This is a genomic window from Pseudobutyrivibrio sp. LB2011 (genome assembly GCF_000701765.1).
Taxonomy (GTDB): Bacteria; Bacillota; Clostridia; order Lachnospirales; family Lachnospiraceae; genus Pseudobutyrivibrio; species Pseudobutyrivibrio ruminis.
This window is the reverse complement of the sequence record NZ_JNJS01000004.1, coordinates 33186-53335: the sequence shown is the minus strand read 5'-3', so window position 1 is coordinate 53335 and position 20150 is coordinate 33186. Positions and strand designations below refer to the sequence as shown.

General features: G+C 39.8%; 15 protein-coding genes. 4 read left to right on the top strand and 11 right to left on the bottom strand.

The features are described from left to right. Positions 1-18 precede the first annotated feature (18 nt). Positions 19-1287: a diaminopimelate decarboxylase gene (locus T375_RS07690; protein ID WP_044936963.1), complete on the top strand. Its 1269-nt coding sequence runs from the start codon at positions 19-21 to the stop codon at positions 1285-1287. Between the two features lie 54 nt (positions 1288-1341). On the opposite strand, the gene T375_RS07685 is transcribed toward T375_RS07690, so the two are convergent. The 11 genes from T375_RS07685 to T375_RS07640 form a co-directional block, all read right to left on the bottom strand. Continuing rightward, positions 1342-2439 (bottom strand): HD-GYP domain-containing protein, encoded by a 1098-nt coding sequence (locus T375_RS07685; protein ID WP_044936961.1) that lies wholly within the window; start codon positions 2437-2439, stop codon positions 1342-1344. 8 nt (positions 2440-2447) lie between these two features. Then, the gene (locus T375_RS07680; protein WP_044936959.1) at positions 2448-3392 is read right to left on the bottom strand and encodes an ABC transporter permease; all 945 of its coding nucleotides are present in this window, start codon (positions 3390-3392) and stop codon (positions 2448-2450) included. Between the two features lies 1 nt (position 3393). Then, positions 3394-4539 (bottom strand): ABC transporter permease, encoded by a 1146-nt coding sequence (locus tag T375_RS07675; RefSeq protein ID WP_044936956.1) that lies wholly within the window; start codon positions 4537-4539, stop codon positions 3394-3396. Beyond that, the gene (locus T375_RS07670) at positions 4539-6077 is read right to left on the bottom strand and encodes an ABC transporter ATP-binding protein (RefSeq protein WP_044936954.1); all 1539 of its coding nucleotides are present in this window, start codon (positions 6075-6077) and stop codon (positions 4539-4541) included. Before T375_RS07670 ends, T375_RS07675 begins: the two co-directional genes overlap by 1 nt. A gap of 160 nt (positions 6078-6237) precedes the next feature. After that, positions 6238-7410 (bottom strand): BMP family lipoprotein, encoded by a 1173-nt coding sequence (locus T375_RS07665; RefSeq protein ID WP_044936952.1) that lies wholly within the window; start codon positions 7408-7410, stop codon positions 6238-6240. 103 nt (positions 7411-7513) lie between these two features. After that, a complete protein-coding gene (locus T375_RS07660; RefSeq protein ID WP_044936949.1) occupies positions 7514-7969 on the bottom strand; it encodes a cytidine deaminase in 456 nt (151 codons plus the stop codon). A gap of 1 nt (position 7970) precedes the next feature. Beyond that, positions 7971-9368 (bottom strand): tetratricopeptide repeat protein, encoded by a 1398-nt coding sequence (locus T375_RS07655; protein WP_044936947.1) that lies wholly within the window; start codon positions 9366-9368, stop codon positions 7971-7973. Positions 9369-9398: 30 nt separating this feature from the next. Then, the gene (locus tag T375_RS13710; RefSeq protein WP_167541212.1) at positions 9399-9542 is read right to left on the bottom strand and encodes a hypothetical protein; all 144 of its coding nucleotides are present in this window, start codon (positions 9540-9542) and stop codon (positions 9399-9401) included. 13 nt (positions 9543-9555) lie between these two features. Then, complete coding sequence (locus tag T375_RS07650) at positions 9556-10956, bottom strand: FapA family protein (RefSeq protein WP_049960348.1); 1401 nt, start codon at positions 10954-10956, stop codon at positions 9556-9558. A 154-nt stretch (positions 10957-11110) separates the two neighbouring features. Further along, complete coding sequence (gene deoC / locus T375_RS07645; RefSeq protein ID WP_044936945.1) at positions 11111-11788, bottom strand: deoxyribose-phosphate aldolase; 678 nt, start codon at positions 11786-11788, stop codon at positions 11111-11113. Between the two features lie 112 nt (positions 11789-11900). After that, positions 11901-14549 carry a valine--tRNA ligase gene (locus T375_RS07640; RefSeq protein WP_044936943.1) on the bottom strand — a complete coding sequence of 883 codons (2649 nt, stop codon included), beginning with the start codon at positions 14547-14549 and terminating at the stop codon, positions 11901-11903. Positions 14550-16170: 1621 nt separating this feature from the next. Here T375_RS07640 and T375_RS07635 point away from each other — a divergent pair. Genes T375_RS07635 through T375_RS07625 form a run of 3 tightly spaced genes read left to right on the top strand, consistent with a single transcriptional unit; the run spans position 16171 to position 20148 of the window. Further along, entirely contained in the window at positions 16171-16764 is a 594-nt protein-coding gene (locus tag T375_RS07635; RefSeq protein WP_155952472.1) for a hypothetical protein, read from the top strand. Positions 16765-16779: 15 nt separating this feature from the next. Continuing rightward, positions 16780-17859, top strand: a complete 1080-nt coding sequence (locus T375_RS07630; RefSeq protein WP_044936939.1) for an RND transporter family protein — start codon at positions 16780-16782, stop codon at positions 17857-17859. Positions 17860-17874: 15 nt separating this feature from the next. Further along, positions 17875-20148 (top strand): hypothetical protein, encoded by a 2274-nt coding sequence (locus tag T375_RS07625; RefSeq protein ID WP_044936937.1) that lies wholly within the window; start codon positions 17875-17877, stop codon positions 20146-20148. The last annotated feature ends 2 nt before the right edge of the window (positions 20149-20150 follow it).

Genomic DNA, 20150 nt, shown 5'->3' with positions numbered 1-20150 from the left:
TCAAGGAGATGAATAGCTATGAAAACCCCATTTGTTACAAAAGAAAAGATTCAAGAAATTACACAAACAATCCCAACTCCTTTCAACATTTATGACGAAAAGGGAATCCGCGAAAATGCCCGTGCGGTAAACAAGGCATTTAGCTGGAATAAAGGTTTCAAAGAATATTTTGCTGTTAAGGCAAATCCAAATCCATTCATCCTAAAGATTCTTCAGGAAGAAGGTTGCGGCGTTGACTGTGCATCATATGTAGAGCTTGCATTATCAGACCAGATTGGTTTCAAAAAAGACGATATAATGTTTTCTTCTAATGATACTCCTGCTAGCGAATTCAAGTACGCTGATGATTTAGGAGTCATTGTAAATTTAGACGACTTTACACACATTGATTTCTACGAGAAAGCCGTTGGTCATTTTCCTAAGAAGATGTGTTGCAGATACAATCCAGGCGGCGTATATGAGCTTTCAAACGGCATCATGGACAACCCTGGGGATAGCAAATACGGAATGACTAAGGAGCAGATTTTCGAGGCATATCAGGTTCTCAGAGATAAGGGCGTTGAGGAATTCGGAATCCATGCATTCCTTGTTTCAAACACTGTTACAAATGATTACTACCCTGCCCTTGCAAAGACTTTATTCGAACTAATTGTTGAGCTTAAAGAAAAGACAGGTATTTCCATTTCGTTTGTTAACCTTTCTGGCGGAGTTGGTATTGCATACCGTCCAGATCAAAAACCAAACGATATTGCAGTGATTGGTGAAGGCGTTCATAAGGCCTTCGATGAAATCCTTGTTCCTGCCGGCCTTGGAGATGTTGCTATCTTCACTGAAATGGGTCGTTTTATGATGGGACCTTATGGTGGACTTGTTACAACTGCTATCCACGAAAAGCACATTTACAAGGAGTACATCGGAGTGGATGCATGTGCTGTAGACCTTATGCGTCCAGCTGTATACGGTTCATATCATCATATAACAGTTCTTGGAAAGGAAAATGCTCCAGAGGATAAGGTATACGACATCACTGGTTCACTCTGTGAGAATTGCGATAAATTCGCTGTAGACCGTCAGCTTCCACAAATCGATATGGGAGACATCCTATTTATCCACGATACAGGTGCACACGGCTACTCAATGGGTTATAACTACAATGGAAAGCTTAAGAGCGCTGAAGTTCTTCTTAAGGAAGATGGTAGCTTCAAGCTTATCCGTCGTCCAGAAACAATCAAGGATTATCTTGCAACATTTGATGGACTTGGGGTTGTTGATAATCTATTAAAATAATCACTTATATGTGCATAAACAAAAAAGCTAGGAGTAATAACTCCTAGCTTTTCTTTATATACAAGCTCTAATGTACAAATCTGTACGCTCCTGCAAATCTACGAACGAACCGTCATCCAGCTGTATTAGTGGACTTGCTAAAGCGTTCTTTTTAACCATAGTGATAATTCCACGAGAATTATCCGAAAGAAGCACACCTGTCCCTATATAGGACTGGGCAATATTCTGTAGAAAGACATGTAATACATTTTGATCGTACTTGCTTGGCTCCACTCTTTGGAACTGAGCAATTACTTCAAATGGACAAATTCCAGCTCGATATACTCTATCAGCTGTCATAGCGTCATACACATCTGTAATAGCTATTATCTTTGAAAATGGATTGATAAAGTCCTTTGTAAGACCATAAGGATAACCGCTGCCATCATTACGCTCATGGTGCTGAAGAGCAGCAAGCTTTATGCGTCTATCTATTGGCAAATCACTAAGCAGATTATATCCGAGAAGTGGATGCTCGGCCATTCGACCATACTCTTCTGCATTAAGTGGACCTGGCTTTGTCAAAATACTGTGAGGCACAAGAGATTTTCCTATATCGTGATAAAGACCACACATAGTAAGAACATCAAGCTCTTTCTCATCTGTAATACCAAGCCATCCTCCACACACTCTGGAAATGATTGCCACATTCACAGAATGCCTGAATGTACTACGGTCAATCTCCTGAATGTTTAGCATCATAGCCATAATGCCAAGACCTGTAGAGTGCTTTTCAAACACCGAATGAATCTCCTGGATTAATTCGGTATCATCCAATGCCCCCTGTTTCTCAGCAAAATCACTGATAATCCCTTCAAGCCTATCGGAGCATTTTTCATATGCTCGCTTGAACTCTTTGAACTCCTCACTATTGAGAATTCGCCAAGACTGGGTCTCACCGATGAACTCATCAGGCGCATCGAATTGATATTTTTCAATCGCATCTTCCTCGTCCTGAATCTTTAGTTCCTTGATGCCATAATAGCTCATGTGCAAAAGCTGCTGAGCTGTTACGGCTGTACCTTCATCGGCAAGAACCTGTCCCTTAGGACTTATTATCTTTTCCGCCAGAATCATTCCCGGCTTCATTTCGTCTACGTTAATTATTTTCATATGACAATTTATCTAGCACCTTTATCGTATGGAATTCCTTCTGCCTTTGGTGCACGTGAATTCTGTGATGTAAATGCAAGAACGATAAGTGAAACAATGTAAGGGAACATGTTGTAAACAGTTCCTGAAATAGGTAATGCATGTAAGAATCCGATTGCTGTATATACGTTTGAAAGTGATCTAAATACAGCGAAGAGGATTGCTGACCACGCAATACGCTCTGGCTTCCACTGACCAAAAATCATAACTGCAAGAGCAAGGAAACCTGCTCCGGCAACACCGTAATCAAAATGCCATGTTGAGTTTGCAGCTGCGATGTAGATAATACCACCGATACCTGCAAGGAATCCTGAAATAAGAACACCTGCATATCTCATAGCGTATACATTGATACCTACTGAATCTGCTGCCTGTGGATGCTCACCACATGCTCTAAGTCTAAGAGCAAACTTTGTCTTGTAGAATACAACAATTGCTGCTACAAGAAGAACTAAACCAACAACCTCGAACCAGTTGAAGTCGATTTTGCTAGTGTGAATAATAAATGCTTTGTAACCTCTGTTGTAATCAAGCTTTGCAGAGAAATCTGAACCGTGAGAACGTGTTGTGTTGAAAGCCTTGATAATAACAGTAGCTGCTGCTGTTGCAAGCATGTTTACAGCTGTACCTACAAGGGTCTGATCTGCCTTGAAGTTGATGCAGGCAACTGCTATTAACAGTGATGAAAGCATACCTGCGATTGCTGCTGCACAAAGTGTGCAAACGATGATTGCTGCCTTTGGCCAATTTTCAGGAACAAGAACCATTACCATAGCACCTGCCATAGCTCCGAATACCATGATTCCTTCAAGACCAAGATTGATGATACCGCTTCGCTCTGAGAACATACCACCCAAAGCTACAAGAATCAGTACTGCTGATGAGATGAGGGTGTATTGAATAAGTAAAGCCATACTACACCTCCTTTTCTTCAGCCTTAGCTGACTTTGTTGCTGGCTCGGCATTGGCGTTAACCTTTACCTTAGCTGGTCTATTAACTAATGTCTTAAAGAACAATACGAAACCGCAAAGGTAAATGATAATAGCGATAACTAAATCAGCAACCTGTGGGTTGTAATAGTTTGTGTTGAGGTACTGACCACCAAGAGTAATGTACTCTACAAATAAGCCAGCGAAAATTGTTCCGATTGGATGTAAACCACCAAGGAACGCAACGGCGATTCCTGAGAATCCCATGCCTGGAACTGAAGCAGAAATTGTGTAGTGCTCCATTCCTGTAAGATAGAACTGAGAAGCTGCAAATCCTGAAATAGCACCTGAAATAACAAGTGTAAGGATGATATTGCGCTTTGCATTCATACCTGCATATTTAGCAGCCTCTTTGTTGTGACCTGTTGCCTTTAATTCATAACCAAATGTTGTCTTGTTAAGAACTACAAGGATTGCGATAGCAATAATAATTGTTGCTGGTATTGCGATTGTTGTGTATTTATTGCCACCGAAGAAATCCTGTATGAATCCAGGTAATATTGCTGAAGGATTAACTGATACAATATCAAATGTCTCAGACTTTGTCTGATTCATACATTTTTCGCCACCAATGATAATGTTGCAAAGATATAAGCCAATCCAGTTGAGCATGATACCTGCGATAACTTCGTTTACGTTGAAGTATGCCTTAAGGAGTCCTGCCATAAATCCCCAAAGAGCACCTGCAGCAATTGCTGCAACAACACATAAGAACCAGTTCCAACCAAGTGCCAATGAGCAATAAAGGCTGGCGATAATACCTACTGTGTACTGACCGGCAGCTCCGATATTGAACAATCCGGCTTTGTAAGCAAAAAGAATTGCTTCAGCACAAAGAATAAGTGGCATTGATTTTACAAGGAATGATCCCATGTATTTCATAAGAACTGTTGAGTTCCCGCTAAACTTGAAAAAGTTTGTAATGATTGCCTGCATACCTTCAGTCGCATGCTCAGCATTCATTGTAAGTAGAATGATATATCCGATGAATATACCTAAAACTGCACATAGAATTGACGCAATAATCGTCTGAACGGCAGGGCGTCTAAAAAAGCTAATCTTCTCTCCCATTAGTTAGCCTCCTTTCCGTTGTCTCGCTTTGCGCCTGACATATAAAGGCCGAGTTCCTGAAGTGTAGTCTGCTTTGGATCTACTTCTCCAACGATTTCACCTTCATACATAACAAGAATTCTATCAGATAGGTTCATAACCTCATCCAACTCTAAAGAAACAAGTAAGATTGCCTTACCGTTGTCTCTCTCTTTAACGATTTCCTCGTGGATATATTCGATAGCACCAACATCAAGACCTCTTGTAGGCTGAACTGCAACAAGAAGCTCATGGTCTCTATCCATCTCACGAGCAACGATAGCCTTCTGCTGGTTACCACCAGACATAGAACGGACAATTGTGCGAGCGCCCTGACCAGAACGAACATCAAATGCACTTGCAAGTCTGTCAGAGTACTGTCTCATCTCTTTCTTTTTGATAAGTCCACACTTCTGGAAAGCTGGCTGGAAATATCTCTGAAGAATCATGTTTTCCTCGAGAGTATAGTCAAGAACAAGACCATGCTTATGTCTGTCTTCTGGGACATGACTCATACCATGTGTGTTCTTATATCTGATAGATTTCTTTGTGATATCCTCACCACAAAGAGTGATTTTACCACTTGAAATATCATCGAGACCTGTAAGAGCTCCAACGAACTCTGTCTGACCATTTCCGTCGATACCAGCGATACATACGATTTCACCGGCGCGAACATTGAATGAAACATTGTGTACAGAATCATTTGAATGAATCTTACTCTTTACACAAACATTTTCTACCTTCAATACTTCTTTGCCAGGATTTGCTGGTGCCTTGTCTACTGCAAACTTTACATTACGTCCAACCATCATAGAAGAAAGCTCTTCCTTGGTAGTGTTTGCAACATCAACTGTACCGATGTATTTACCCTTTCTAAGGATTGAACATCTGTCAGCAACTTCCATGATTTCATTGAGCTTGTGAGTGATGAAAAGGATTGACTTACCTTCTGCTGCAAGCTCCTTCATGATTTTCATAAGCTCATCTATTTCCTGAGGTGTAAGAACAGCTGTAGGCTCATCAAAGATAAGAACTTCGTTATCTCTGTAAAGCATCTTAAGGATTTCTACACGCTGCTGCATACCAACAGTGATATCCTCTACCATAGCATCAGGATCAACCTTAAGATTGTACTTTTCAGACAATCTAATAACCTTTGCTCTAGCTTCTTCCTTTGTGAGGAAACCAAACTTGCTTGGCTCTGATCCAAGAATGATGTTATCAAGTACCGAGAAGATATCTACCAACATGAAATGCTGATGAACCATTCCGATACCTAGGTCAGTAGCATCATTTGGATTACTAATTTTAACCTCTTTACCGTCTTTTTTAATTACTCCCTTTTCTGGAGTGTACAGTCCAAAAAGAACGCTCATAAGCGTGGACTTTCCAGCTCCATTTTCACCGAGAAGTGCATGAATTTCTCCGCGCTTAAGTTGCAAAGTGATGTCGTCATTTGCAATTATGCCTGGAAATTCTTTTGTAATATGCAGCATCTCAATTACATAATCTTCCATCGCAATACCTTTCTACAATAAAATTTTTGATTTACGCCTAGCCTGACTCAGCTAGCAAAACCATAAAAATCATTACACTTCATATAAGGATTTTTATAGCCTTGCTATAATTTCAAAAAAAGGGAAGGACTAAGCCTTCCCTTTGTAATCTAGTTACGCCTTAGTGAATATTATCAAACTCTGTAACCTTGATTGTTGTTGTTGGCATAGCATCGATGCTTACGTCAACTGTGATTGTTCCATCATACATCTGAGAAACAAGTGTGTTGTAATCATCAACTGTGAAGTTTTGCATTGTCCATGTGTCTGTTGGAAGCTGAACATAGTTTAAAGAAGGATCTGTACCTGATACAAGACCAAGGTTCTCGATCTTTCCTGCATGAGCATCCCAATTTCCATTGACAACATCTGTAAGTGTAGCCTCTACTGTTGCAGCAAGACCCTTCATAGCAGATGTTACGCAAAGACCCTCAACATCATACTGATCGTGAATTACGCCTGACTGATCAACGTCGACACCAACAACGTGTCCATCAGCCTTTACAGCAGCTTCGCAAGCTGATGTGTAGATACCACCACCACAAGCGAATACGATTTCAGTACCGTTTGAGTACCAAGAATCCATAGTAGCTGTGATAGCCTCATCACCCTGGAACTGACCACCATATACATAATTAACTTCAACCTCAGAAGAATTTCCAAGCTCCTCAGCAGCCTTATCAGCACCTGCTACGAAACCGTATCCATAACGGATAACAGCTGGAACAGCGATACCACCAAGGAAACCAAGCTTTGTATAGCCTTCTTTAACTACTGCATAACCTGCCATGTAACCAGCAAGCTCTTCCTGGTATGTGAATGCACATACGTTTGAAGGGATTTCTGTCATGCCTGCATCAGCGAAGTCGCCCTCACCACAGTCAAGTGCGATGATTGTAACATCTGGATAAGTGTCAGCAACTTCTGCGATCATAGCAGCGAAAAGATAACCTGGACAAACTACTACGTTGTAACCATCAGCTACTGCGTTCTCAAATGCAGCAACACGGTCATCGTCTGTGTTGTCTGCTGGCTTGTAGTACTGGAAATCAGCACCTGTCTCAGCAGAAAATGCCTGAATAGCCTCGTATGTTGTCTGGTTGAATGACTGATCTGTAATATCACCAGAGTCAGTAATCATTGCGATTCTAAAATCGCTTGCTGCCTCAGTTTCTGCAGCCCCCTCAGTTGTTGTAGCTGATGAGCTATCAGATGATGCAGATGATCCACATGCAACAAATGTTGATACAGCCATAGCAGCTACGAGAAGTACACTTAATAACTTCTTTTTCATTCTTCTATTCCTCCTATTTGCTTTGTTTCCTCTGATAAAGAAACACATAGTTAAATTATAATTTATTTTGCTATTTTTGCAACAAATATAGGACTTTTTGTGACTATTCTATATACAAGTTTTTTGGTCCAAAACCTAGTGGAAGTATCTCTTTTAAGGTTTTGTTTGTCATTTTGACATCATCCTCTGTAATGCTAGACAAATCATCTACATTTTTAACTTCTGCAAGAATAATTCTAAATGTATCAGGATTACCAAATTCATTAAGTACCTGACGGCATACACCACAAGGTGCACAAAGTGGAAGATCCTTTAGATTATCCATTCCACCAACTACTGCAATGGCTTCGTATTCTTTGTAGCCCTCGCTTACTGCTTTGAACACTGCAGTTCTCTCAGCACAATTTGTAGGAGTGTATCCTGCGTTTTCTACATTGCATCCCTTGAAAACTGTGCCATCTTTGCATAAAAGAGCAGCGCCAACTTTATGATGAGAATATGGTGTGTACGCCATTTCTCTAGCTTCTAGAGCTAACTTTACTAATTCAAAATCTGTCATATTATTCACCTACTTCTGTAGCACTTAATTCTGTGTCATCAGCGGCAATGTAAACCTTTGCCTGCTTGCCCCATTTATTACTTGGGTAAAGTTCAACAACACGATTAAAGCATTCAAGTGCTAGCTCAGTCTCTCCTGTAAGTCTGTAGCAGTCTCCAAGTAAGAACAGAGCTGCTCCGCTATTGTATGTCTCATCTATTTCAACAACTGTCTTGAAATTTGTGATTGCACTTTCATAGTTTTCTTCTGTATAGAAGTTATTTCCATCATCGTAATACCCCTGGATAATTGTAGGTGACAAGCTTGCATATAGATTGTCGTATGCTGTCTGCCCCTGTTCCCCAAGCACATCCCTTGTAACAAGCTGAATGTAATCAGCTGCAGTAACACTATCGCCCTCGTTGTAATAATTCTGAGCCGCAAAAAGATTATCGTAAGATGTAGCAATATCCTGCTTGTCGTCATAAGCGCTTAAGCTTGACTGTAAGCTTTCGATTTCTGATTGAAGAGATTCATTCTCTGTTTTTGCATCTGATAATTCTTCATTTAAAGCAAGAACAGTGTCTGTATTATCATCAGTCATGTTGTCTCTAACTGTTGGCACAACAAGGAAGAAACAAATCAACAAACCGATAACCAATCCAAGCAAAATATTCATGAAGCTTGCTCGTGAGTTGTCCAGCATGCTTCTAAATGAATTCTCAGACATGATAACTGTGTCGTTACCATCTGCGAAAGTAACTACATCGTTTTTCTTTCTTCTTCTGCCGGTATTCTGCTCCTTGAGACGTTCCTTCACCTCGTGGATATATCGTATTGTCGTAGTATTATTGCTATCGATTTTAGCTGCCTGACTCAGGAATTTCCTTGCGTCAGCATACTTCTTTTCCTGAATGTAAAGAAGAGAAAGCAACTGCAAAGCCTTTACAAAATTTGGATTCTGGCTTACAACCTTTTTCAGCTGAATCATCGCCAAATCTCTACTACCAGCCTTGCAATATTCGATAGCCTGATTGTATTTTTTGATTGTGGAATTAGTTTTTGTTAATAATCCTGGATCACTCTCGATTTCTGCAAGATATCTGTCCGCATCAGGATTATCCTCTTCCTGCAGATTTTTTGAAAGGACCCATTCGTTTAGAGCTCTAACCATCTCTCCTGTCTGATAATAGCAGAGTCCAAGAAGGTTACGTGCTCTAGTATTATACTTGTAGTATTGAAGTGATGATTTCAGTGAATCAATTGCACCAGATAAGTCCTTGACTTTGGCCTTTTCCAAGCCCTGATTATAGAACACATAGGATGTGTATATGATTTGTTTGTATAACAAAATATCGGCACCGCAGTTGTAACAAACTTTGTCGTTACCAACTTCGGTACCACACATAAAACATTGCATTTATTATTCTCCGTAAAATATAAGCTTCAATTATTTCCCGTTATTCTGCTGAGTAGATAAGTTCATCAACAAATCTGTTAAATCTGTTAAGTCTCTGGCCTTAATATCTGCCTCGGCCTGCTCTACTTCTATGGCAGGTTCATATTTTTTTAATTCTTCTTCGAAATCTATCATGATTTACCTCTGTCTAGCCTCTTATTTTAACCAGTCTTATGCCCTCTTCGCTTTTTTCTATCTCGATTGCTTCATGAGTTTCGTTGATACTTGCATGATGATCATCTACAGAAAGATTGCTTCCTGCATATAGACGTCTATACACCTTGATAGTAGCGTCCTTGCCAGACATAATAACTTCTTTCATGTAATTAAGCTTTTTGGTTTCTTCCAAAACGATTGCCTCATCACGAATACGTACACGCAGAAGCTGCATACGTCTTGGATCTTCTTTTACATTGATACCGCGTTCTTCACCTAGCTTGTCGAAGTCCTCGATACCCTTTTTTATCTTCTGAACATTGGCATTAAGTGCCATTATTTTCTTCGCTAACATCTCGTATTCAGCAGCACGCTCAACATCTACGCCTACTGATACATTTGTAATAGTTCCAAATGAGTTGCCAATATCATTGACCTCTACTCCCTGAACTGCAGAAACATATCCTCCTATAATAGAAGCATTGTTTCCATTTAATTCTATATGACCATCACAGGAGATTTTACTCTTAAAGAAATAATCTGCTGTAATATTGCCTGAACATGTGATGATTGCATACTCTACGAACTGAGCTGTGATAGAGCCCTTGCAATCAATAATTGTTTTTTCATTTCCCTTTACGCCTGAAAGCAAAAATAAATCCTTGCCTGCGCGAATGTCACAATCCTCTATAAGCCCATGTATTATGACATTTCCTGCTGCATCAATAACGGCACCATCATGTACGCCGCCATGCACAATAACATCACCGTTAAACTTGATGTTACCTGTTTCTATGCCAACATCACCTTGCACTTCATGAACAGGAGAAACTAAAATCTTTCCCTGGTTTACCTCTATTTTCCCATCAATCTTTGCTGTGTATGTAAGATTGTCACTTGATCTGTCAAAGCCTCTACCAATCAATGGTGGCAAATCTCTCACAGGCTTAGGCTCGAGAATCTGTCCACGAACAGACATACCTCTACTGCCTTGAACCGCTGGGTGATATGTAGCAATAACATCGCCCTCCTGCACTGTCTCTATTGTTTTAATACTCATATAGTCGGCAGTGCCATCTGGACGAATTGTTGGTTTTCTATTGAAGTTTGTATCAAAAAGATACTCATAATATCCCGGGGTACCTTGCTGCTGTGGTGTGCCCGCTGCAACCTTGATAGGCCTTCCGTAAATAGGACTATCGGCAAGCCTTGCCAACATCTCTTGGTCGATACCAAAGGAAACATTGGCATTACTCAAGAACCCAAGTAACTGTGCTGCAGTAAACTTAGGTACTTCATTTTTTCCATCAGGAATCTTGAAAGTCATAGTAGCTTCCAAGCCATCTGATGATACTTGTACTTTTGGTGCAAACGCGCTAACCGGCTGAGCCATAAGTCCCCCAAAACATTATGCTAGTAGTATTTTAAGTACATAATAACCATAGTACACGTACAGTACTATATTAAGATAATTATAGTTATTATTTCTAATTTTGTCATGAAATATTCTAATTTTACTAGAATTTTCATGAAAATTTCACAGCTGATTAGTATTTACCGTCGTTTGGAAGTCCTTTTACAGCTTTTACAACTCTACTTGTACCAAGTCTAGATGCTCCAAGGTCGATAAACTTCTGAGCATCCTCAAGTGAAGCAATTCCACCTGCAGCCTTGATAAGCTTGCCATTTGTCATGTGCTCTGCCATAAGCTTGATGTCATCAAATGTAGCTCCGCCTGTAGAGAAGCCTGTTGAAGTCTTGATGTAATCTGCATCTGACTTAGAAACAACTTCGCACATCTTAATCTTCTCTTCGTCTGTAAGAAGGCAGCACTCGATAATTACCTTTAAAAGCTTTCCATTGCAAGCAGCCTTGATTGCATTAATCTCAGCAAGAACGTCATCATAACGGCCTTCCTTTACCCAGCCTACGTTGATAACCATATCTACTTCTTCTGCACCATTATTTACAGCATCTGTAGCCATGAAGCATTTGCTTGCTGTTGTAGCATAACCATTTGGGAATCCGATTACTGTGCAGATTGGAAGGTGTCCACCCTGCTCCTTTACATAATCAGCAGCCTGCTTTACAAAGCTAGCTGGGATGCAAACTGAAGCAGTCTCATACTTCATTCCATCATCAACAATCCCCTTAATGTCGTTCCATGTTGCATCAACACCAAGTAAAGTGTGATCGCATTTGCTTAAAATGTTCTTAATATCCATAGTTTCCTCCTCGCCTGTTACACTCTCAAGCCTGAGTATTACTCCGTCGCGAGATTGGCTCCTTGAGTAACACTCAGAGCTTGATAGTTACAGGCTAACTTTAATAATTTTATTACTTCATGCTTGCGAGGCGGGCCTCAACCTGTGCCATCATTGCCTCATATTTTGCGAGCTTTTCACGCTCTTCGGCAACCTTTGCCTCTGGAGCCTTGCTCATAAACTTTTCATTTGAAAGCATTCCGCGTGAACGAGCAAGCTCTTTCTCGAGCTTCTCTTTTTCCTTTGTAAGACGCTCTTTTTCCTTTTCAAAATCTACAAGATCCTCAAGTGGAACAAAGAGTGTTGCATCAGGAATAACTGCTGAAACAGCATCATCGCCAATACCAAGCTTATCTGCCTGAACATATACTTCTGTTGCACCTGCAAGTGTCTTGAAGATTGGTGTGATTTCATCAAATGTAGCACGTACCTCAGCATTATCTGAAACGATGTGGATAGCTGCCTTCTTTGAAGGTGGAACATCCATATCTGTACGAAGCTGTCTCATACCACGAACAACATCCTTTGCACGCTCAACCTTTGCCTCATCAACTGGGAAGTTCTTTGTCTCATCATACTCAGGCCAAGCTGAAAGCATGATTGTTTCTTCCTCGCTCTGAAGAGTGCAGAAGATTTCTTCTGTAATGAATGGCATGAATGGATGAAGAAGCTTAAGTGCATTTGTAAGTGCATACTTAGCTGTCCAAAGTGCTGCGTTCTTGCTTGCTGTATATTCCTCTGAGTACATACGTGGCTTAACGATTTCGATATACCAATCGCAGAACTCATCCCAAATGAAGTCATAAACTTTCTGAACTGCAATACCAAGCTCATACTTATCCATGTTTTCTGTAACATCTTTTGCAAGTGTGTTTACCTTAGAGATAATCCACTTATCTTCTGTTGCAAGGTCTGCTGTTGCTGGCTCAGTAACCTGATTGTCAGCAAGATTCATCATGATGAAACGTGAAGCGTTCCATACCTTGTTTGCGAAGTTACGGCTGTTTTCAACACGCTCGTTGTAGAATCTCATATCGTTTCCAGGTGCATTACCTGTGATAAGAGTAAGACGAAGTGCATCAGCGCCATAATTATCGATAATCTCAAGTGGATCGATACCATTTCCAAGTGACTTAGACATCTTGCGTCCCTGTGAATCTCTAACAAGGCCGTGGATAAGTACTGTGTGGAATGGGCTCTTACCTGTGTGAGCGTATCCTGAGAATACCATTCTGATTACCCAGAAGAAGATGATATCGTATCCAGTAACAAGCACGTCTGTTGGATAGAAGTAATCAAGCTCTTCTGTGTTGTTTGGCCAACCAAGTGTTGAGAATGGCCAAAGAGCTGATGAGAACCATGTATCAAGTGTATCCTCATCCTGCTTCATGTGAGTGTGTCCACACTTAGGGCAAACTGTTGGAGCATCTTCTGATTTAGCAACAACTGTCTCACCACACTTCTCGCAGTAGTAAGCAGGGATTCTGTGGCCCCACCATAACTGACGTGAAATGCACCAATCACGGATGTTCTCAAGCCAGTGTAAATATGTCTTGTCATAATTCTTTGGAACGAACTGAAGCTCACCTGTCTTGATAGCCTCGATAGCTGGCTTTGCAAGCTCTTCCATTGCAACGAACCACTGTGGCTTAACCATTGGTTCTACTGTTGTGTTACATCTATCATGTGTACCAACATTGTGTGTATGGTCTTCGATTTTTACAAGGAGACCCATCTCGTCCATCTTCTTAACGATGATTTCACGAGCTTCGTATCTATCCATTCCCTCAAACTCGCCACCGTTTGAATTGATAGTAGCATCATCATTGAGAACGTTGATAACAGGAAGGTTGTGTCTCTTTCCTACCTCGAAATCGTTAGGGTCATGTGCTGGAGTAATCTTAACAACACCTGTACCAAATTCCATATCTACATATTCATCTGCAACAACAGGAATCTCACGATTTACAAATGGAAGCATTACTGTCTTGCCAATGATATCCTGATATCTTTCATCCTTAGGGTTAACAGCTACAGCTGTATCACCAAGCATTGTCTCTGGACGTGTAGTAGCAAATGTTACGTAGCGACCTGGCTCGCCAACGATTTCGTACTTCATGTGCCAGAAATGTCCTGCCTGCTCCTCATGCTCTACTTCTGCATCTGAAATAGAAGTCTGGCAAACTGGACACCAGTTAATAATACGGTTGCCCTTGTAGATGTAGCCTTCGTTGTAAAGCTTAACAAAAACTTCTTCTACAGCCTTTGAGCAGCCTTCATCCATTGTGAATCTTTCACGCTCCCAGTCAGCAGATGAACCCATCTTCTTAAGCTGGTTGATGATACGTGTTCCATACTCATCTTTCCAATCCCAGCACTTTTCAAGGAATCCCTCACGACCAAGGTCATCCTTTTCGATTCCCTGCTTCTTAAGGTGCTCGATAACCTTTACCTCTGTAGCGATAGCTGCATGGTCAGTACCTGGCTGCCAAAGAGCTGAGTATCCCTGCATTCTCTTGTATCTGATAAGAATATCCTGCATTGTGTTATCTAATGCATGTCCCATGTGAAGCTGTCCTGTAATATTTGGTGGTGGCATCACAATAGTGAATGGCTTCTTGCTGCGATCAACCTCAGCATGGAAATAGCCATTCTCCTCCCACTTCTTATAGAGTCTGTCTTCCAGACCCTTAGGATCATAAGTTTTTGCTAATTCTTTCATTTTCTTTTCCTTTCTAGGCATTAAAAAAGCCCTATGCACGTATTACTACGTACACAGGGCGAAAATTCGCGTTACCACCTGCATTTATAACTCATCTTATTCCTTACGGGAACGACTCGGGTTGGCTTATCCACGACTTTTTCCGGCCGCGCTTTGTTCACCACCTGCTCCGAAGCTACCTTCCACAATTCTATCCTAGGCCACCTTTCAGCCGGTGAGCGGCCCTCTCTACAGGACGAGGTCTGTGTACTCCTCTCCATCAACGCATTTAAACTTATCTAATAATAGAAAAATTTCCCTATTCTGTCAAGATGAGGGAAGCTAATCTGAAAGGATGTATCATATGAATTTATTCTGGGGAAGTATTGAATTTGCAGTCTCTACTTTTTCTAATGTAATACTTCAAACTGGCTCTTTCCTTGGATTACTGTAGTTCTAAAGTATTGAATGGTTTTTATTTTCTAATTTAATACCTCAGACTGACTCCTCATCTCATTTTTTAAATTCAAATCTGACAATATCATGTCTATAATAATTTCGGGGTGGCGATACTTAAAACTATTTAACTGTATTCAAGCTAAAAGTCGTGGTAAATTTGGTATTTGTAATTTTAAAAGTATTAAAAGTAAGATAATTTCAATTTTAATACTTGGAATACAAGGATTCATAACAGAATATAGCGAAGAAAGTATTAAATTGACTTGTATTTTATTTTTAATACTTCAGCCGCTCCCCTTTATCTACATAGTAATTATTATGTTGCAATTCTTATATGTCTCACAGTATTATATTTCTATTTTTAACTATTTTAATACTTTTATCTATTTATTTTGCCATGTCTTCTTGCTCTCCAAGTATTAAACTTACAATCTTCCTACTTTTAATACTTTTCAAATTGCAATCACCTCATTTTCTATGTTTTTATAGCCATTTTTAGTTAAGTATTTTTAAGTTTTATTTCCAGATCATTTAACAGCAATCCTATTCCACATCTCTTAAGATTATTTCCATCTCACCATGAAAATATGCTTCTCATATGTTTATTTCCATTCACACTTATCTATTCATTTATTTATATCAAATAAGGAATAACAGATACATTTATTCATAGATTTTTGTTTTTCATCAGAAAAACAGAAATCGTAAATACTAAGAAAATAGATTCATCTATTTTCTTGTACTGCAAAGCAGGATTCTTGCTGACAATTTCATTTTTCTGTCAGCAAGAAGTCCTAGATTTTTGATTTTCCTCAGGAAATCAAGAGCCGGACACAGACCAATATTTTCTGAAAGAAAATGTTGCCCGCCAAAGCGGGTTCTTGTGGCTTTTCCCTTAAGCCGCACATATCCCACTCAAAAAAATATTAAAATTTTTTTCATCCCACAACCCCTGTAAAAATAATGTCTCGCAGCACTTCGTTATAAATCTCGATACAAAAATAAAAAAATTTCTTCTTGTAATTTATCATCTCCCATGATATAGTCTCCAAGTATCTTTTGATACATCTTGGCGTTTCGCCAAATTTTTCTCAATCATTTTTAAATAGTGCAAAAATCTCAAATGAAAGGAGTTGATTGAATCCAAGAAGAAAAAAACAGAATACAAACAAAGCTTAATCAATTGAATAAGTTATTAAAGACTCTGCCAGAAGGAGATTTGTCTATTGGACATTGTACTAATTCTACAAAATGGTTCATAACAATCAATCAGAAGCAGCATTACCTAAAGAAAAGTGAAATTGGATTGGCAAAGAAGCTTGCTTTAAAGAAATATGTAAAGCTTAAGATAAAAGCATTAGAAGCCTCTCTTGCTGAAATCAAGCTACATGAAATAAAAACATCAAAAGCTCAAGTAGCACTCAATAATCTTCTAAATGATAATGCTTATGTCGAACTACTCTCTGACTATTTCGGGAAACTAGATTCAGAGGCAACTGTTTGGGCTAATGCAGACTATCCCAAGAATACCAATTATCCAGAAAGCTTGGTTCATCCTACAGTTGGCGGGCTAATGGTTCGATCTAAATCAGAGTCTATGATTGCGATTGCTCTATCTGAGCATGAAATTCCATTCAGATATGAAAACTTAATTACAATTGATGACGCAAAAAATCAAATCTATCTAGGAGAAAATCTGATTGCTACTTTTGAAACTTCAGATTGTCCCCTGGACTATCAGTCTATCAACAATAAAATCAAACAATTTCTAAAATAAGGAGATACGAGTTATATGAAAAAGAAATTAAACGATACAAGGGACAACTATACCCTTTTACAGGACATTATTGACACTTATAGATATCCAGATGGCACCTTAAACAAGATTGCTATTTTCATTTCGACACTGGCACTTGTGCTTTTGATTACACTTGGGCATTTCATGATTTTAGGTATAAAAAATCTTCGTTCTATGAAGACTGTTTCAGCATCAGAATTAACAGTGGATGAGATCCAGGAATACATCACTAATTCTTATCTTGATGCAATTGACGATTATACAGATGGCGACCTAAACCAGGAAGCAGCCAAAAGAAAGATTTTAAAATTCCTTGCAGAATATATAGAGTCTTCAAACGGTTTTACAACAGAGCAAAACCAGGCATTAGAAGAAATCATCAATCAATATCTTACAGAAAATGATATCTATTCTGATATACAAAGCAACAAGGATGCCATAGAAGACCTGACTAGTATCATTGAAAACAAATATGCAGAGAACAAGACTTACGTTGATCAGCTTATTCAATTACTACAAGGTGAGCTGGATGAAAACAAAACCACCGATGAGAAAGACCGCAAGGAATTAATCAGCGAAATCGAAAAGCTAAAAGCATACACCGATGGTCAATTAAATGAGCAGTCCGAAAATCTCACATCAATGATTGATGGGCTTCGCAGAACCTATCAGAATTCACTTGGCGCAGCAGATTATGCTCCAGGAAGCACTTATAACAAAGGCGCCTATGTCATTTATAATGAGCACCTTTATGTTTCTTTAAAGGACAACAACACTGCTTCCCCATCTGATTCTAGTGCGTGGGAACTTACTGATTTAGAAAAAATCATAAACAACTTGGAAAAATCTATTCACGAAGAAATGGAGTCCATGCATGATGAATTGAAACTTTCTCAGGAAGAAGGGGATGCCATGCTTCAAGAAAACATGGATACCAAAGATAATGATTTACAGGAACAAATAGACAGGATAAACGATCGCATTTCCGATAATGAAACCTACTTTGAATTTGGTTACGATCCAATGACTAACTCCCATGGTTACTACGTCGGCAATGAGTTTAAGCCTTTTTAATATCAGGAGGAGTTAATGAAAAAAATGGTAAGAAATATCATCAACACGCTGCTGTCGTTGGTGATTGTATTTAGTGCGCTCTTTGGCACTTCTATAACTGCACGCGCAGAAGAAACAAAACAATTTATTCCTTTCAGATCTGACTACGTTAACTACTTATCCAAATATTCGTATAGCAAAAGTGATGTCACTCAGTACGTCTGGTTAAAGCTTTTTAAAGAGGAACTAAACTGGACCCCAGGCATGCCTTGGTATCATCCGCAGTTTGCCAGCTGGTCCAATCGCTATTACAGCAACTACGTAAGCTCAACTGGGACAACCGAAAGTTCCCAGAATAAGCAGGTCACTTACAATCCTGAATTTGACACTTTCCTTTATCAAACTGTTGTTAATAACCCTGAATTTGTCGTTAATTGGATAAACGAAAATCCAGCAGTGTTTACCCAATACACAAAAACTATCAAAGACCATCCTGTTTTTGCAAAATCTGTTGTAGACCTGACAGCAGAAGGGAAATATCTTGGTGGCGGATTTAACTCTCCTACTAATGTATTTTTAATGGGCATCAATTCCACTTCAAATGATAAGCTAAATGCAAAATGGTCTGCCACATGCACCACTGCATCTACACATGATATAGATGTACTTCGTATATACGGTAATCAGTATTCAAAGCTAAATACCCCTCAAAAGGACTGGGTGCACACATATATGCAGTGGATGGTAAATGACTATGTAGACCATGGAGCAGCCGCTATTGCAGCAAGAAATAATTCTGTAGAATTGTACAATCTTATTGCAGCATCCTATGAAGGCTTTGTTTCAGCAAAAGCTCAGGAATTCTTTAACTATGCTATTGGCAATAACGATGTGCATGTTGGTGACATTATCGTAAATGGAGCTGAAGGTTACAAAGTATCAAATCAACTATGGACAGGTGCTGAAGATGTAGCTCAAAACAACAATGATATGTATCTGATTTTCATGGTTTCCGATGCTGACTGCGATTACAAATCTGCTACCGACCTGGGTGATAACGACTATGATTGGCTGGCCTACAATATTTGCTTCGGCGGTGGATATTGGGCACGACTGCGCACTCTGGTTTCCGGTAACGGAACCACCTACGAGCAGATGCAGGATTGGCTTATGCGTTACTATCTTAAACACCCTAATGCTTCCGGCGGATGGAGCATCAATAATGCAGTAGCCAGAGCCGGTCAGACACACAATATTTATCACGATGGTAATATCAACGTTTCCGCTTGTAACAGCAAAGCCGGAGTTCGTCCCGGTGGTCATGTCGATGCATCATTTTGGTGTAGCGGTCACTGTGATGAAGCAAGCACCGTATTTAACAAACCAGTGGGTGTAGGCAGGATTAATCTTTCAAGCGGTTACCCTGGTGGTGCCGGCGGTGGACAAGGTTCCACATACCGCTGGAGAATTTATGATTCCAAAACAGGCCGCGTCATCTCCGAATCAGGGTGGACTGAAAATAGTTCTATCGTCCTTTCAAGCAGGGACACCTGGTCATCTACCATAGTTGTCGATTGTGGTGTAAAAATCTATCACGGTCACGGAAACCAGCGTACTAGCTATTCAGAGCATGTAGGTAGTGGCGAGTGCTATGGAACAAGCAATAATGGAAGACACAATTCTTTTGACGTAAACGGTACCTACGCTGATGTAAAAAGATGTATTAGATACGGCCATTCTTTTGCTGTTTCAGATTACAACTGGAATGCAGACCACACAAGCTGCACTTGCGTAATGCGATGCGTAAACTGTGGTACTGCTCACAATATTATTGATGATTCTATTACTAGCACATCCTATGCAGATAGAATTGAATACACTGCAGACTTTGCTCACACTAATGCTGTTCCAAAAACTGACACTGTATTAAAAGGTTCTGGTGAAATCACTTTTACTGGCGCTGATTTAAGTGGTTCAGCCTCAGGAGTTGGAAAAGGCTCCTGCTCACTTCCAGCAAGTAAAATTACAAAGGGACCAAAAGGCGTCACCATCAGTGCAAACGCTACAAAAACAAGCTATACCATTCTAAATAGGTATGGTGAAATTATAGACTCTGGCATCTTTAGTTCAAATGCCATCGATACACAGACAAAGTTTATTGATTTATCCTATTATGATGACAATCAATTGGAAGGATTATACGTCATCATAAATATGGAAGCCGAAAAACCTACTTACAACAGCAAAGATGTATATGTTGGCCAGGTCCCTGGAGACTACCGCGTAAACTACATTAAGTTCCACTATTAAAT

Bases quoted from the DNA above. Each gene is read 5' to 3' on its own strand.
- T375_RS07665 (WP_044936952.1), bottom strand. From the start codon at position 7,410: ATGAAAAAGAAGTTATTAAGTGTACTTCTCGTAGCTGCTATGGCTGTA.
- T375_RS07670 (WP_044936954.1), bottom strand. From the start codon at position 6,077: ATGGAAGATTATGTAATTGAGATGCTGCATATTACAAAAGAATTTCCA.
- T375_RS07680 (WP_044936959.1), bottom strand. From the start codon at position 3,392: ATGGCTTTACTTATTCAATACACCCTCATCTCATCAGCAGTACTGATT.
- T375_RS07685 (WP_044936961.1), bottom strand. From the start codon at position 2,439: ATGAAAATAATTAACGTAGACGAAATGAAGCCGGGAATGATTCTGGCG.
- deoC (WP_044936945.1), bottom strand. From the start codon at position 11,788: ATGGATATTAAGAACATTTTAAGCAAATGCGATCACACTTTACTTGGT.
- T375_RS07640 (WP_044936943.1), bottom strand. From the start codon at position 14,549: ATGAAAGAATTAGCAAAAACTTATGATCCTAAGGGTCTGGAAGACAGA.
- T375_RS07650 (WP_049960348.1), bottom strand. From the start codon at position 10,956: ATGGCTCAGCCGGTTAGCGCGTTTGCACCAAAAGTACAAGTATCATCA.
- T375_RS07660 (WP_044936949.1), bottom strand. From the start codon at position 7,969: ATGACAGATTTTGAATTAGTAAAGTTAGCTCTAGAAGCTAGAGAAATG.
- T375_RS07690 (WP_044936963.1), top strand. From the start codon at position 19: ATGAAAACCCCATTTGTTACAAAAGAAAAGATTCAAGAAATTACACAA.
- T375_RS07655 (WP_044936947.1), bottom strand. From the start codon at position 9,368: ATGCAATGTTTTATGTGTGGTACCGAAGTTGGTAACGACAAAGTTTGT.
- T375_RS07630 (WP_044936939.1), top strand. From the start codon at position 16,780: ATGAAAAAGAAATTAAACGATACAAGGGACAACTATACCCTTTTACAG.
- T375_RS13710 (WP_167541212.1), bottom strand. From the start codon at position 9,542: ATGATAGATTTCGAAGAAGAATTAAAAAAATATGAACCTGCCATAGAA.
- T375_RS07675 (WP_044936956.1), bottom strand. From the start codon at position 4,539: ATGGGAGAGAAGATTAGCTTTTTTAGACGCCCTGCCGTTCAGACGATT.
- T375_RS07625 (WP_044936937.1), top strand. From the start codon at position 17,875: ATGAAAAAAATGGTAAGAAATATCATCAACACGCTGCTGTCGTTGGTG.